General features: G+C 67.4%; 12 protein-coding genes (1 of these 12 running past the window's edge). 6 read left to right on the top strand and 6 right to left on the bottom strand.

Annotation, left to right across the window (positions count from 1 at the left end):
- Positions 1-1866, top strand: partial view of a putative bifunctional diguanylate cyclase/phosphodiesterase gene (locus ACQR50_RS06935; protein ID WP_428970337.1) — the 3' portion only. 93 nt of this gene lie to the left of the window's left edge; the window shows 1866 of its 1959 coding nt (coding positions 94-1959); the start codon falls outside the window, past its left edge; its stop codon occupies positions 1864-1866.
- On the opposite strand, the gene ACQR50_RS06930 is transcribed toward ACQR50_RS06935, so the two are convergent.
- The 4 genes from ACQR50_RS06930 to ACQR50_RS06915 form a co-directional block, all read right to left on the bottom strand.
- On the bottom strand, positions 1867-2772 hold the full coding sequence (locus tag ACQR50_RS06930; RefSeq protein ID WP_428970336.1) for a crotonase/enoyl-CoA hydratase family protein: 906 nt from the start codon (positions 2770-2772) through the stop codon (positions 1867-1869).
- Positions 2773-2884: 112 nt separating this feature from the next.
- Entirely contained in the window at positions 2885-4783 is a 1899-nt protein-coding gene (locus ACQR50_RS06925) for a S9 family peptidase (RefSeq protein ID WP_428970335.1), read from the bottom strand.
- A gap of 76 nt (positions 4784-4859) precedes the next feature.
- On the bottom strand, positions 4860-5054 hold the full coding sequence (locus ACQR50_RS06920) for a DUF1289 domain-containing protein (protein ID WP_042491430.1): 195 nt from the start codon (positions 5052-5054) through the stop codon (positions 4860-4862).
- 61 nt (positions 5055-5115) lie between these two features.
- Complete coding sequence (locus tag ACQR50_RS06915) at positions 5116-5940, bottom strand: serine hydrolase (RefSeq protein WP_428970334.1); 825 nt, start codon at positions 5938-5940, stop codon at positions 5116-5118.
- A 188-nt stretch (positions 5941-6128) separates the two neighbouring features.
- Between ACQR50_RS06915 and ACQR50_RS06910 the strand changes: the two genes are divergently transcribed.
- A complete protein-coding gene (locus tag ACQR50_RS06910) occupies positions 6129-7058 on the top strand; it encodes a LysR family transcriptional regulator (protein ID WP_428970333.1) in 930 nt (309 codons plus the stop codon).
- Here ACQR50_RS06910 and ACQR50_RS06905 read toward each other — a convergent pair.
- Positions 6987-8237, bottom strand: a complete 1251-nt coding sequence (locus ACQR50_RS06905; protein WP_428970332.1) for a cation:dicarboxylate symporter family transporter — start codon at positions 8235-8237, stop codon at positions 6987-6989. The two genes, ACQR50_RS06910 and ACQR50_RS06905, sit on opposite strands and share 72 nt — an antisense overlap.
- Before the next feature lie 215 nt (positions 8238-8452).
- Between ACQR50_RS06905 and ACQR50_RS06900 the strand changes: the two genes are divergently transcribed.
- The 4 genes from ACQR50_RS06900 to ACQR50_RS06885 all read left to right on the top strand — a co-directional run bounded on the left by ACQR50_RS06900 (position 8453) and on the right by ACQR50_RS06885 (position 13605).
- Positions 8453-9265, top strand: a complete 813-nt coding sequence (locus ACQR50_RS06900; protein WP_082442083.1) for a substrate-binding domain-containing protein — start codon at positions 8453-8455, stop codon at positions 9263-9265.
- Positions 9262-10590, top strand: coding sequence for an MFS transporter (locus ACQR50_RS06895; RefSeq protein ID WP_428970331.1), 1329 nt, complete (start codon positions 9262-9264; stop codon positions 10588-10590). Before ACQR50_RS06900 ends, ACQR50_RS06895 begins: the two co-directional genes overlap by 4 nt.
- Positions 10591-10695: 105 nt before the next feature.
- Positions 10696-12234, top strand: a complete 1539-nt coding sequence (locus tag ACQR50_RS06890; protein WP_428970330.1) for an OprO/OprP family phosphate-selective porin — start codon at positions 10696-10698, stop codon at positions 12232-12234.
- 93 nt (positions 12235-12327) lie between these two features.
- Positions 12328-13605, top strand: a complete 1278-nt coding sequence (locus tag ACQR50_RS06885) for a glycoside hydrolase family 130 protein (RefSeq protein ID WP_428970329.1) — start codon at positions 12328-12330, stop codon at positions 13603-13605.
- A 45-nt stretch (positions 13606-13650) separates the two neighbouring features.
- Here the strand turns inward: ACQR50_RS06885 and ACQR50_RS06880 are convergent, their stop codons facing one another.
- Complete coding sequence (locus ACQR50_RS06880) at positions 13651-14112, bottom strand: hypothetical protein (protein WP_184106429.1); 462 nt, start codon at positions 14110-14112, stop codon at positions 13651-13653.
- Positions 14113-14196: the final 84 nt, after the last annotated feature.

Below are 14196 nucleotides of genomic sequence, written 5' to 3'. Positions count from 1 at the left end.
GCCTCGCCTCGCTCGCTGGTCATCGGTGCGCTGAGCAGCAGCGCGATTGCGGCGGTCGTCGCCATCTGCAGCGGCGACGACTGGCTGATTATATGCGCCATCGCCGTGGGACTTGTGGGGCTGATCCGTATCGGCGACGCGCTGTCGAGCCGCCCGGCCTCCGTGCCGCAACAGGAACGTGGCTACCGCCTCGGCGCGCTGAGCTATGCGACCTTGCTGGGCCTCTTCGGCTTGCTGACCCTGACGCGGACCGACAATGGGGTGCTGCACCTCCTCTCCGTCACGACCGCCATCGGCTATGCGGCGGGGATTGCGGGTCGCAATGCCGGGCGGCCCTTGATCGCCTTGTCCCAGCTTTGCTGCGCCTCCCTGCCGCTCGCGATCGGGCTGCTGATCCCGCTGAGCCCGTTGAAGGCGCTGATGGCGGCGGTGATCCTGTTCTTCGTCATCGCGATGATGGACATTACCCAGCAGACCTATGCCGCGATCCTGCGCGCCACCGTCGCCTCGGAAGAGAAGGCCGCGCTGGCCGAGCATCATGCGCGCATGGCCCGGCGCGACGACCTGACCGGCGTGTCCAACCGCACGGCCTTTCACGAGCAATTCGAGCAGCGCCTGCAAGGTCTGGCGCAGTCCGGGGAAAAGCTGGCGTTGCTCTGGCTCGATCTCGATCGCTTCAAGGAGGTGAACGACTCCTTCGGGCATCTGGCGGGCAATGCGCTGCTTGTCGCCATCGCCCGGCGGCTGAATGCACAGTTCGGCGAAAAGGGCATCGTCGCCCGGCTGGGCGGCGACGAGTTCGCTGTCCTGTGCCATGTCTCGCAAAATGACGTCGTCGACCGGATCGGCGCGACCATTCTCGATCTGGTGCGCCAGCCGGTGCCGTTCAGCGGGCATATGCTTCACACCACCACCTCGATCGGCGTCGCCATCGCGCCCGAGGATGGCGGCGATGCCGATACGCTGCTGAAGAATGCCGACCTTGCCCTCTACCGCGCCAAGGAGAGCGGCCGGGGCCAGGTGCTGTTCTACGAGCCGGTCATGGACGAGAAGATCGAGCGCCGCCGTCAGCTCGCCGCCGCGATGAACGGAGCACTGGAACGGGGCGAGTTCCACCTTCTGTTCCAGCCCATCTTCCGCCTGGCCCAGAACAGCATCGCTTCGTGCGAGGCGCTGCTGCGATGGCACAGCCCGCAATTCGGCCCCGTATCCCCGGCCGAGTTCATCCCGATCGCCGAGGAGAACGGGCTGATCGTGCCCATCGGTGCCTGGGTTCTGGAGCAGGCCTGTCAGGCCGCAAGTACCTGGCCATCGGGTGCGACGGTCGCGGTCAATCTTTCGCCCGTGCAACTGCGTACCGAGGATCTGACCGTCATGGTCGCGCGGGCGCTGAAGGACAGCGGTCTGCCCGCGAAACGGCTGACGCTGGAGGTGACGGAGACGGTGCTGCTCGATGATGTCGAACGCTCGGTCGCCGCGTTGACCGCGCTGAACGCGATCGATGTGTGCACGACGCTGGACGATTTCGGGACCGGCTATTCCTCGCTCAGCTATTTGACCCAGTTTCCGTTCCAGACGCTGAAGATCGACCGTTCTTTCGTGATGGATCTGGAGCACAACCCCGCCTCGATCGCGATCGTGCAGACCATTGTCGAACTCGCCGCCAAGCTCGGCATGCGGACGGTGGCCGAAGGGGTGGAGACGCCCGCCCAGCTCGACCAGCTGCGCCGGACGCGGTGCGACGCGGTGCAGGGCTATCTGCTGGCCAAGCCGATGCCCGCCGCAGAGGTGGCCGCCTTGTTCACCGAGGCCGCCATCGGCGAGCGAAGCCCCGGACAAGCGGTTCGCCTGCCCGGGGTCGGTTGATCAGGCTACGGCCTTGTCCCGCAAACGGCTTTGCGCGGCGACCAGCCGCTCCATCCGCTTCAGGTCTCCCTCGGTCAGCCGCAACGCGGCGTCGGCCCAGAGGTCGACCACGGCCTCCAGCTCCTCCAGCGGCAGCGGATTGACGGCCCGCGACGCCTCGTAAATGGCGCAATGGGCGCTGTGCCGCCGCTCGTTCTGGCGGATATAGTCGGCGACCATGTGCCGCCCCTCGCCCCGCTCGGCGAGGCCATGGACGAGGCCCATCTCGTATAGCTCCTCGGCGCTATAGGTCCGGCCGCTCAGGATCATCCGCTCGGCCCGCGCCGCACCCAGCCGCCGCGACAGGAAGCAATGCGCCCCCATGCCCGGGAACAGGCCGAACATCGTCTCGGGCAGGCCGAAGCTGGTGCCGCGTTCGGCGACGACGACGTGGAAGGACAGGAGCGCCTCGAACCCGCCGCCCAGCGCGTCCCCCTCGACCAGGCCGATGGTGATGATCGGCCGTTCCAGTCCGCGCATGTTGCGATAGAGGATGCGGACGCAACGATGGCCGTAACGGGCCAGCGCGTCATGGTTGCGGTCGCGGATCGCCTGCGCGAACAGGTCGAGATCGCCGCCCAGCGAGAATATGCCGGGAAAGCGCGAGCCGAGCACGAGATAGCGGATCGGCAGCGTGCCGCTGTCGACCGCCTGCACGATCCCGTCCTGCCAGCGCTCGAAATCGCTCAGCAGATCGGGATTGAAGCTGGGTCGCGCACGCGGGCGCATCGCGGTCCAGAGTGTGTGGGCGGCGCCGTCATATTGCGTTTCCAGCTGCTCGAAGCTGAGCGCGCGGACGGTATCCGACATGAGCGAGGCGCGGCCATCGCGGAAGTCGTTCGCCATTTTGGGGTCATAAGCGGTCATCGGTGATACTCTCGACATGCAGCACCATGCTGCCTGTCGAGAATAGCCCGGACGCCGATCGCGCCCCTTGCCGAAACTGTCCCGCGCGCGACAGTTTCGGCCTTATAATACGTTAGTTAGGGGATGACTGGCCCAGATACTTGCCGAACCATGCCAGTTGTCGCTTCATCACGTCGGGGGCCTGGGTCGGCACGCAGTGTCCGGCATCGGGATAGATGACGAGGCTGGTCGGCACGTTCTGGCTCTTCAGCGCATTCCACCATTCGACCGACTGCGTGGGCGGCACCTCGATATCGCGTTCGCCGACATAGATGAAGGTCGGAGTCCGCGCCGTCTTGACGTGATAGACCGCCGAGACATCCTCATAGGCCCGATAGTCGTCATAGACCGACTTGCCGAAAAACGGGATCATCCAGGTGTTGATGCCGTTGGTCCCGTAATAGCTGACCCAGTCGGACAGGCCCGCCCCCGCCACGATCGCCTTGAAGCGATTGGTCTGCGTGTTGGCCCACATCGCCATGAAGCCGCCGTACGAACAGCCGGTCAGGCCCAGCCGGGCGTCGTCGATCGGCGCGAGCTTCTCGACCGCATCGATCCCGGCCAGAATGTCGCGCAGGTCGCCGCCGCCGAAATCGCGCTTGTTCGCGGCGGTGAAGGCCTCGCCCTGGCCATAGGAGCCGCGCGGATTGGGCAGGAAGCGGTAATAGCCCGCATCCTCGAACGCGCTGGCCAATCCCTTTTCGATGAAGCGCGGCGTGCTGGCGGCGCTGGGGCCGCCATGGACCTGCACGATCATCGGCGCCCTGGCATCGGGCTTTGCCGTCAGCGGCGACAACAGCCAGCCCTGGACGGTAAAGCCCTCGTTCGTCCAGGTCACGCTGCGCGCCTGAACGGCGGACCGTTGCGCGTCATTGTCATGCGTGATCTGGCGCAGATCGGTCGCGCGCCCCGCATAGACAGCCGGTGCATGGGTGAAGTCCTCGACGACGCTGGCCGCCATGTCGCCCTTGGCATTCCATGCGATCTTGCCGTCTCCGGCCGACAGGCCCACGGGACGGGCGAACAACGGACGCGGGGCTTGGCCCGGCGAAAGGGCGACAGCCCCCATCTGGTCGTTGCGCAGCGTCGCCGCGCGCAAGCCGCCCTTCGTCCAGGTCAGCGCGGTGAAGGTCATCGGCTGGCCCTTGGTCTGGTTGACCGGCGTGCCCCCGGCAAGCGGCACCGTCCAGACATCGCCGCCGATCGAGCCGAAATCGCTCATCAGCCCGCCGATATAGGCGACGGTCTTTCCATCCGGCGACACGCGCGGCATGTTCAACTGGGTGGCGGGCTGGGCGATCGCCGTGACCGCGCCGGTCGTCGCGTCCACCCGGTCGAGCGTCGCCACCCACCAGTTCGCATCGCCATTGCCCAGCGCCGAGGTCACGACCAGGGCCGAGCCATCGGGCGTCCAGTCATATTCGTAGATATAGCGCCCCTGCGGCGACAGCGGCACGGCTTTGGCGGGTGCCCCCTCGCCTATGTCCACGATGGCGAGGCGCTGTTCGTCATTGGCGACACCGATCTCCCCGACCTGCCGCGCGCCCGCCTGGGTCGCACCGACATCCTTCGTTGCGCCCAGCGTGATGAGCATCGCCACCCGCTTGCCATCGGGCGAGAAGCGCGGGGTCGAGGCTAGGCCCTCGACCGTCGCGACTGGCCGTACCGTGTCACCGCGCGCGATCATCAGCGTGGCGACGCCGCCGTCCCGCGCCAGAAAGGCCAGGCCGTCGCCCTGCGGGGCATAGGTCAGCCCCGAATAGCTGCATGTCGCGCAAGGATCGATCCGCCGCACCACCCGTCCGTCGCGCGCCGAACGCACGACGATACCGGGATGGCTGTTCTCGCCCGGCTCGATCGCGGCGACCTCGCGGCCCGAGGGGGCCATCGTCAGGCCGGAATAACGATGCACCGCCGCCTGCGCCGGAAACGCGACGGCCGAGGCGAGCAGAAGGGCGAGAGGAAGACGCATCGGCGATCCTTGATGGAAGATGATGGCAGGCAAATGTGGCAAGATACTGAACTATGGGGCGGTGATGGCAGGATGGTCACGCATCCTCGACCACACGGATACCGCGCGCGTCCAGTTTGGCCAGCCGCGCCGGCAGTGCCTTGCTGATCGCCAGAAGCCGGGGGCGCGGGGCCTTTTTCCACTCCCGGCATTCCGGCAGGGTCCGGGCGCACGCCACGCACCAGCCGGTGCGGCCATCGAAACGGCATATGCTGATGCAGGGGCTCTTCATCCGCGCACCATGATAGGCCCGCTATCCCTCTGCCCCGCCTCGACAATCATAACCCAGCCGTTCACCGCAACCGCATGAAGGCGGCGACCGCGTTGCGGACGCTGTCGGCGAAACGGTCGTAGATCATGCGGGAAACCTCGGCGATGACGGGCTGGCGATCCCGCCCTCCCCGCGCAAAGACGGCGATCGCGACGCGGCGGCCGTCGGGCATGGTGATGAACCCGACATCGTTGGTGATGCCGTCGAGCGTGCCCGTCTTGTCTTCCACCAGCGTCCCGGCCGGAAGCAGCCCGCGAATGCGGCGGGTGCCCGTCCGGCACTGGCGCATCAGGCCCAGCAGATAGGCTCGGCTCTGGCTGGAGAGCGCCGTCCCGCTATCGAGGATCTTCAACAGCTGGACCATCGCGACCGGCGTGGCGACATCCTTGATGTCGGCCAGATGCCCGCGCTCGCGAAGCAGCTGCGCGATGGTGCGGTCGACCCGCATCCCGCTGATGTTGTGCGAGAAGACCCATTGCTGGACCTTGGCCGGGCCGCCGAGCGTGGCGAACATCTGGTCGGCCGCCAGATTGTCGCTGCGCACGATCATCGCCTCCATCGCCTTGGCGGCGGTGCGGCCGTTGACCATGTCGTTCAGGCTGCGTCGGCCCTGGTCCACCTCCGCCAGATAGGCGCCCGCAATGGCCAGCTTGACCGTGCTCGCCATCGGAAAGGGGATTCCGCCATTGACCATCGCGGTCGAGCCGTCGTCGAGGTCGATCGCCGCGATCCCATATTCACCCGACCGGCCGGAGAGCAGCGCGTTCATGTCGCGCTGGAGCTCGACGAGTTCCAGCGACCGTGCGGAGGCCGGGGCGGGAATAGCGCAACAGGTCGCTATGCCCATCAGGAGAAGACGGGAAAGCGGGGTAAAACGCATACAGCTTACTCGATCGAAGACGGAATCAGCGACAGCGACGCTAACCAAAAAATCCGGACGCGTCGCGTGGAAATATGCGGGCTTTGCGGCGAGTCGGTCGGACGTGCGGCAGGCGGCGGCTGGCCTAGCGCCGGTCGGTGCTGTTACCGTCCCTCATGGCTTCCATGAATTTCGAGCTGCTGGACATACGGGTGTTCGTCGCGATCGCGGACGGCAAGAGCTTCCTGCGCGCCGCCGAGCAGCTGAACCTGTCGCAACCCGCGATCAGCCGCCGTGTCCAGAAGCTGGAGGCGACGGTCGGCACGCCCCTGCTGGAGCGGACGACGCGGACGGTGCGGCTGACCCCGGCGGGCAAGGAGATATTGCCGCTGCTCCGCCGTCTGCTGGAGGAACTGGACGAATCGCTGCTCGGCATGATGGCCCTGGGCGAGCGGCAGGCGGGACGGCTGACCATCGCCAGCATCCCCAGCGCCACGGTGCGTTTCCTGCCGGACGTTCTGGAAGCGCTGGGCCGCGACTATCGCAACGTCCGGGTGCGCGTGCTCGATCTGTCGGCGACCGAATGCGCCGAGGCGGTGCGAACGGGACAGGCCGAGTTCGCCATCACCCTGCCCGTCTCGTCGGACGGCGACATGGTCTATGAGCCGCTGACCGACGATCCTTATGGCCTGGTCTGTCGGAAGGACGATCCGCTGGCCGATCTCGCCGATCCGGCGTGGAGCGATCTGGCGGGGCTGCGGCTGGTGACGGTCCATCCGGGCAGCGGCAACCGGACCGCGCTCGACGCCGGGCTGGCGCGTGCGGGCATCGAGTTGCGCTGGTTCTACGAGGTGACGCGGCTGACCTCGGCGCTGGCGTTGGTGCAGGCGGGACTGGGCCCGTCGGTGCTGCCGCGCCTGGCGTGCGAGGGGCCGGACGCGCGCGATCTGGTCTGGCGGCCGCTGCGCGGCGCGGAGGTCACGCGCACCATCGGCGTACTGCGCCGCAGCTCCGCCACGCTGTCCCCGGCCGCGTCACGGCTGATGGGGCTGCTCACCGATGCCTGGGCTGCCGAACCGCGTCCCGCCCCAGCGCGCGACGAGTAACGAGGCCGAGACATTGGCCGTGCCGCTGGTCAGCGCGCGGATCTCCGACAGGAAACGGTCGACCGCGATCAGCATCGCCGCCGCTCCGACCGGAATATCGGGCAACAGCGACAGGGTGAGCAACAGCGCCGAGAAACCGCTGCCCGTCACCCCCGCCGCCGCCTTGGAGGTGATCAGCATCACGCCCAGATAGACCGCGACCCGCTCCGGGGTCAGCGCGATGCCCAGCGCCTCGCCCAGGAACAGGGTCGCGACGACCAGATACACCGCCGTGCCCGCCAGATTGAGCGAATAGCCCAAAGGAACGGTCAGTCCCGCCACGCTGCGGGGCACGCCCAACGCCTCCAGTTTCAGGATCAGGCGCGGCAGCACCACCTCGGTCGAGGAGGTGCCCAGCACGATCAGGATTTCGTCGCGGAACACGCGCAGCAGGGTGCCGCCGCCAATCCCCGTGGTGATCCACACCAGCAGGACCAGCGCAGCGATCAAGACCCCGCACGCCAGCGCCAGCGTCGCGAACAACAGCCCCAGCGAGCCGATGAACCCGACGCCATAGGTGCCGACCGTATAGGCGATCGCCCCGAATGCCCCCACCGGCGCGGCGCGGATCAGGAAGCCGAAGATCGCGAATTGCAGCCGGGTCAGCGCCTCGATCCCGCGCACGATCGGCGCGCCCGCCTCACCAATGCGGAGCAGGCCGAACCCGACCAGCCCGGCGACGAACAGCACCGGCAGGACATCGCCCGCGGTAAAGGCGGAGAACAGCGTATCGGGCACGATCCGCACCAGGAAGTCGCCCGGCCCGGTGATGTGCCGCCCGGCCAGTTGCCGCTCCACCTCGGCCACCGCCTCGCCATATGGCGGCAGCGGCAGCCCGCGCCCCGGCTGCATCAGCGCCGCGACGCCCAGCCCGATGGCGAGCGCGGCGATAGTGATGCCCAGAAAGACGATCAGGCTGCGTAGCACCGTGGCGCCCGTGTCGCGCGCGGCGCCGTGGCGGACGATCCCCTCGACGATGGTGCAGAACAGCACCGGCGGCACCATCATCCGCATCGCCTTTACGAAAGCGATGCCCAGCGGCCCCAGATCGCGTCCGAACGCCGGGGCCAGCGCGCCGATCAGCGTCCCGGCGACAATGCCGATCAGCATCTGGACATAAAGGTGCCGCAAGACGCGCAAGACCCGATCCGCTCCCGATATATGCATCAAACGCATCAAGCGGCCCGATCATTGCATTTGATCGAAGCGCCCTGCGTGAGGCTTAGTGCCGCGTGAGGCACGATGGCTCAAGCCCCTGCCACGACAAGACAATGCAACGACTAGAACCCGCGAGCGAGCGGGACGGCCAGAAGAGAGGTATGATGAAAGCCCGATCTCCAAGGTTCCGAACCGTGATGCCCCGTCGCGCCGCGCTGGGGCTGGCATTGCTGCTGGGGCTGAACGCCGTCAGCGCACCCGCCCTCGCCCGCGATACGAAGCCCGCGAAAGTCCGCGAGTTGCACGTCGTCACGTCGGGTGGCTTCACCGCCGCCTTCCACGCGCTGGCGGCGAAATACGAGCGCGACACCGGCGTCCATATCGTTGCCGAGCACGGCCCCTCGATGGGTGACACGCCGCAGGCGATTCCCAACCGGCTGGCCCGGCATGAGGATGCCGATGTCGTCATCCTCGCGCGCAGCGGACTGGACAAGCTCGCCGATCAGGGTCTCGTCGCGAAGGGCACCGAAGTCGACCTGGGGCTGTCCAAGATCGCCATGGCGGTCAAGGCGGGAGCCCCCGCCCCCGACATCTCCACCCCCGATGCGCTGCGCTCGACCCTGGTCAACGCCAAGTCGGTGGCATGGTCGGACAGCGCCTCCGGCGTCTATATCCAATCGACCATGCTCGACCGGCTGGGCGTCACCGACCAGGTGCGCCCCAAGGGCCGGATGATCCCCGCCACCCCGGTGGGCCAGATCGTCGCCACTGGCCAGGCCGAGATCGGCTTTCAACAGCTCAGCGAGCTGAAGACGGTCAAGGGCATCCGCATCGTCGGGCTGATCCCGGACTCGCTGCAGAAGGTGACGCCCTTCTCGGCAGGCGTGGTCGCCTGGTCGCCGCGTCAGGCCGAGGCCCGCGCGCTGATCGCCTATCTGTCCTCGCCCAAAGCCTATCCGATCATCCGCGACAGCGGATTGGAACCCGCCTCGCAAAAGGCCAAGCCATGAACACCTCCACCATGCCCTTCCCCGCCGCCGCCGCCGCCGATACCGCATCCCCGGTCTCGGCCGAGCGCCGCAAGTCCGCCTTCAAGTCGATCTTCATCGTTGCCAGCGGCAACTTCCTGGAGATGTTCGACTTCATGGTGTTCGGCTATTACGCCACTTACATCTCGAAGGCGTTCTTCCCGACCGGGAGCGAGTTCGCCTCGCTGATGCTGACCCTGATGACCTTCGGCGCGGGCTTCCTGATGCGGCCGGTCGGCGCGCTGGTGCTGGGCGCCTATATCGACAAGCATGGGCGGCGGCAGGGCCTGTTGCTGACGCTGGGCCTGATGGCGCTGGGCACGCTCGCCATCGCGGTGACGCCCACCTATGCGCAGATCGGGCTGGCCGCACCCGTGATCATCCTGCTCGGACGGCTCGTCCAGGGCCTGTCGGCGGGCGTCGAGGTCGGCGGCGTGTCGGTCTATCTGAACGAGATCGCGCCGCCGAACCGCAAGGGCTTCTTCTGTTCCTGGCAGTCGGCCAGCCAGCAGGCGGCGGTGGTCTTCGCCGCGCTGATCGGCCTGATCGTGTCGACCAGCCTGTCGCCCGAGACGATGCAGGCCTGGGGCTGGCGCATTCCGTTCATCATCGGCTGCGTGATGATCCCCTTCCTGTTCGTCATCCGCCGCCACATGGAGGAAACCGAAGTCTTCCTGAAGCGCAAGGAGCATCCGCCGCTGTCGCAGATCATGCGGACCATCGGCAGCAACTGGGGCGTGGTGCTTCAGGGCGCGCTGATGGCGGTGATGACGACCGTCTTCTTCTACATGATCACCGCCTATACCCCGACCTTCGGCAACAAGGTGCTGTCGCTGACCCCCGGTGCCGCGCTGTTCGTCACCGCCTGCGTCGGCGTCACCAACTTCGTGCTGCTGCCGGTCATGGGGGCGCTGTCGGACCGGATCGGGCGTCGGCCGCTGCTGATCACCGCCACGCTGCTCGGTGCGCTGCTCGCCTATCCGCTGATGAGCTGGCTGGTCGCCGCGCCCAGTTTCGGGCGGCTGCTGACGGTCGAGCTGCTGCTCGCCGCCATCTATGCCACCTATAACGGCGCGTTCATCGTGTACCTGACCGAGGCGATCCCGGCGCATGTCCGCACCGTCGGCTTCAGCCTGGCCTATAGCCTGGCCACCGCGATCTTCGGCGGCTTCACGCCTGCGATCAGCACCGCACTGATCGGTGCGACCGGCGACAAGGCGATCCCCGGTGCCTGGTGCGCCGCCGCCGCGCTGCTCTCGCTGCTCGCGCTGCTGATCGGGTCGCGCATGCGACGCAGCGCCGACTGATCCCCGAACCGCCGCGCTCCTGAAGGGGTGCGGCGGTTTCCCTTCCTGGAAAATCCGAGGCGGCGGCCAAGAAGCCGCACGCCCGCCCCCTGAGAGGATGCCGTCATGTATCGTGGAGCCCTGCTCGCGATCGGCCTGTGCGCGCCGCTGCCGGTCGCCGCGCGAACCACCCCCGCCCCTGCCCCTGCCCCTGCCCCGGCACAGCGCAATGACGACGTCGCGCGCCTGACCCGGCTGGTCGAACAGCAACAGGCGCAGATCGAGCGGCTGGAAGCCCGGCTGGCGGCGGTCGAAGGCGGCAAGCCACAGGCGCTCGCCGCCGCTCCTCTCGGCCAGCCGCTGCCCAGCGATGCGCATCCCTCCGTCCCGCCTCAGATTGCGGCGCAGGCCCCGCAGGCGGCCCGGACGCCCGCGCCGCTCGGCCAGTCGCTGCCCAGCGACGCGCACCCGCCCTCGCTCGACGCGCGACTGGCGCGGATCGAAAAGGCGCAGAAGGAAGGCGTGCATGTCGACTGGTCGAAGGGCACACCCGAATTCACGAGCGCGGACGGCCGCTTCTCCTTCCGCCCGCGCGGCCGCATCCTGGTCGACGCCGCCGCCACGACCGGCAGCGCGCTCCCGACCCGGAACATCACCGCCACCACCGCCCGCTCGCTGCGCCTGGGCTTCGAGGGATCGATCGGCCCGCACCTCTCCTATCTGCTGGAGGGCGATTTCGCCGACAACGACCCGGCGATCAAATCCGCCTATCTCGCCTGGACCACCGGATTTCTTGGACAGCAGGCCGAGTTCGCGCTGGGCAATCGGCTGAACGATCGCGGGCTGGACGGGTCGAGCGGCACCATCTCGGTTCCTTTCATGGAACGCAACTTCGTCGGCGCGGGCATCATCCCGGTGCGCGGCTTTTTCGGCCTGGGCGCGGCCGCCCGCGTCTATGGCGACGGCTGGCATGTCGGGGTGCAGGTGTCGGGCGACGACATCAGCAATCCGGGCACGCAAAGCGACGGCCTGACCATCGCGGCGCGCGCGCATTGGAACCCGGTCAAGACCGCCGACTGGCTGGTCCATCTGGGCGTCTGGGGCTTTCGTGAGACGATCGCCGCCGACGCGACCCGCCCGACGCGCAGCATCGCGGTCGGCGGCTTCTTCAACGACAATCTGCGGATTCTGCCCGGCACCTTCACCGGCGCGACGGCGGGCACAGGCTATGGCTTCGAGCTGGGCACCTTCCACAAGTCGCTCTGGGCGTATGGCGAATATGGCACGCGGCGGATCGAGAACCGCGCAGGGGCGGCGACCGACCAGTCGGCCTGGGCGGTGCAGGCGGGCTGGTTCCTGACCGGCGAGACCCCGCCCTATCTGACGCGCGGCGGCGTGTGGAGCCGCCCCAAGGTCCTGCGCCCCTTCACCTCGGGCGGGCGCGGCGCGATCGAGCTTGCCACCCGTTACGAGGAGCTGGACTACAGCGACAATCCCACCGCCGGACGCGGGACCGCACTGACGCTGGGCATCAACTGGTATCTCAACAATTTCGTCCGGCTACAGCTGAACGCGATCGACTGGACCATCGCGAACCCCGCCCAGCTCGGCGGCGCGAACGATCATGGCCAGACACTGATCGGCCGCGTCCAGATCGCCTTCTGAGGCAACGAAACGAAACGGAACGCAAGACTGCGCCCAAGCGCTGGACGGACAGACGGGTCAGCCCCGCCATGGACGCACAGGAGCGAAAAGCGCATGAACGCCGCAGATGTCTTCACCAAGCTCGATGTCGAACTGAAGCCCGATCCCTCGCGTACCGTCATCCGCCCGTTCCGCTTCGACTATCCCGAAGCGTTCGACCGCAAGCCCAGCCGGGCCGAATGCGTCGCCCGGCACGTCATGGCACTCGACCCGGCGACGCGCGACCGGATGCTCGACCTGCTCCATGACGCGATGAGGCAGCGTCACCGCAACGTCGACAATGTGTTCCTCCGCCGTTTCGACCAGATCAAGGCCGACATCGGCGACATCGAGGTCGAGCGGGATTGCGACCGCCTGCTGCTGGGGGCCTATTTCAGCCAGGAATATGCGTTCGAGTCCGCCGCGCTGTTCAATCCCAGCATCGTCACCCTGCCCGACCAGGACCCGGACGATCAGAGCATCCGCTTTCTTCTGTCGCTGCGCGGCGTCGGAGAGGGGCATATCTCGTCCGTCACCTTTCGCACCGGGACCTGGGACGGCGGTACCGGGCTGACCGTCGATCCGGCCAGTTCGCAGGGCGTTCCTCCGCGTATCGACAGCAAAGACGGCGAATGGGTCCGGATGCGCGCCGACGACAGCCAGGACATCTCCGAAACCGTGATCTTCCCGATCCTGCCCAGCCAGCGAAGCGGCGTCGAGGATCTGCGGCTGGTCCATTTCACCGATCATGACGGCGTGCGCAGCGTCATCGGCACCTATACCGCCTTTGACGGCCAGACCGCCCGGTGCGAGCTGCTGCGCGGCATCAATGAGCAGAGTTTCGAGATGCGGCCGCTTACCGGCCGCCTGTCGGGCTATAAGGGTATGGCCCTGTTCCCACGCCGGATCGGCGACCGTTTCGCCATGTTGGGGCGGCAGGACAATGTGAATCTGTGGCTGCTCTATTCCGACGACCTTCACATCTGGGATGAAGGGATGCGGATCATGGGCCCGCAATATCCGTGGGAGTTCGTCCAGATCGGCAATTGCGGCTCACCGATCGAGATCGACGAGGGCTGGCTGGTCTTCACCCACGGGGTCGGCATGGTCCGGGGTTATTGCGTGGGGGCATGTCTGCTCGACAAGGACAATCCGGCCAAGGTCCTTGCGCGCACGCATTCGCCGATCCTGTTCCCGTCGGCGGAGCAGCGCGGCGGCTACGTGCCCAACGTCACCTATAGCTGCGGCGCGCTGCTTCATAAGCGCCACATCCTGCTGCCCTATGCCATCGGCGACCAGTACACCGCCTTTGCGACCGGCAGCGTCGACGATCTGCTATCCGTCATGGTGTAAGGGGCGAGCCGGTTCCGACGGACCACGCTCGCCCGAAACGGCGGTTCAGCTGATGGCCAGGACCGCCGCGCAGATCACGCCCCAGGACAGGACACAGGCCCCGCCCAGGATCGCCAGGCGGGTACGGGTCGTCAGCTTGTGCACCGTCCGCGTCTCGGCGGCGGGCACGGGGTCTGCCGTGAAGGACAGGATATTGGTCGGCCCCTGCGCCGCCGTCACCGCGCCGGGCGGCAGCGGCCGGTCGAACAGGCACCCCAGATTGCCGATGCTCTGCCACACCGCCGTCGCCTGAACGCGACCGATATTGGCCAGGCCGATCTCGATCGTCGCGCCGTGTACCACCGGCAGGTCGGTCTCGATGCGACATCCCTCTCGCGTCAGGTCGAGGACCACGACGTCATGCGGGTGCGGGTCACCGCCGATGCGCAGGACGCCGCGACGATCCAGCGGAGTCCGCTCCTCGCTACGATATTCGGCGACATCATATGCGGTCTTCGCCAGATTCATGCCAATGCCTTCTGAAGGGGGTCGCATCCGGCCCCGCCCGAACCATCCACCGCGCCGTCGGGGTCATGCGAAGATGACAGCGAC

Source organism: Sphingomonas sp. Xoc002, assembly GCF_050408055.1.
Lineage (GTDB): Bacteria > Pseudomonadota > Alphaproteobacteria > Sphingomonadales > Sphingomonadaceae > Sphingomonas > Sphingomonas yabuuchiae.
The sequence above is the reverse complement of the archived record's forward strand: the minus strand, read 5'-3'. Positions and strand labels throughout refer to the sequence as shown.

Coding starts and splice junctions, on each gene's coding strand:
- ACQR50_RS06925 (WP_428970335.1), bottom strand. CDS start 4,783: ATGCGTCTTCCTCTCGCCCTTCTGCTCGCCTCGGCCGTCGCGTTTCCG.
- ACQR50_RS06915 (WP_428970334.1), bottom strand. CDS start 5,940: ATGGGCATAGCGACCTGTTGCGCTATTCCCGCCCCGGCCTCCGCACGG.
- ACQR50_RS06880 (WP_184106429.1), bottom strand. CDS start 14,112: ATGAATCTGGCGAAGACCGCATATGATGTCGCCGAATATCGTAGCGAG.
- ACQR50_RS06910 (WP_428970333.1), top strand. CDS start 6,129: ATGGCTTCCATGAATTTCGAGCTGCTGGACATACGGGTGTTCGTCGCG.
- ACQR50_RS06885 (WP_428970329.1), top strand. CDS start 12,328: ATGAACGCCGCAGATGTCTTCACCAAGCTCGATGTCGAACTGAAGCCC.
- ACQR50_RS06930 (WP_428970336.1), bottom strand. CDS start 2,772: ATGACCGCTTATGACCCCAAAATGGCGAACGACTTCCGCGATGGCCGC.
- ACQR50_RS06920 (WP_042491430.1), bottom strand. CDS start 5,054: ATGAAGAGCCCCTGCATCAGCATATGCCGTTTCGATGGCCGCACCGGC.
- ACQR50_RS06890 (WP_428970330.1), top strand. CDS start 10,696: ATGTATCGTGGAGCCCTGCTCGCGATCGGCCTGTGCGCGCCGCTGCCG.
- ACQR50_RS06900 (WP_082442083.1), top strand. CDS start 8,453: ATGCCCCGTCGCGCCGCGCTGGGGCTGGCATTGCTGCTGGGGCTGAAC.
- ACQR50_RS06895 (WP_428970331.1), top strand. CDS start 9,262: ATGAACACCTCCACCATGCCCTTCCCCGCCGCCGCCGCCGCCGATACC.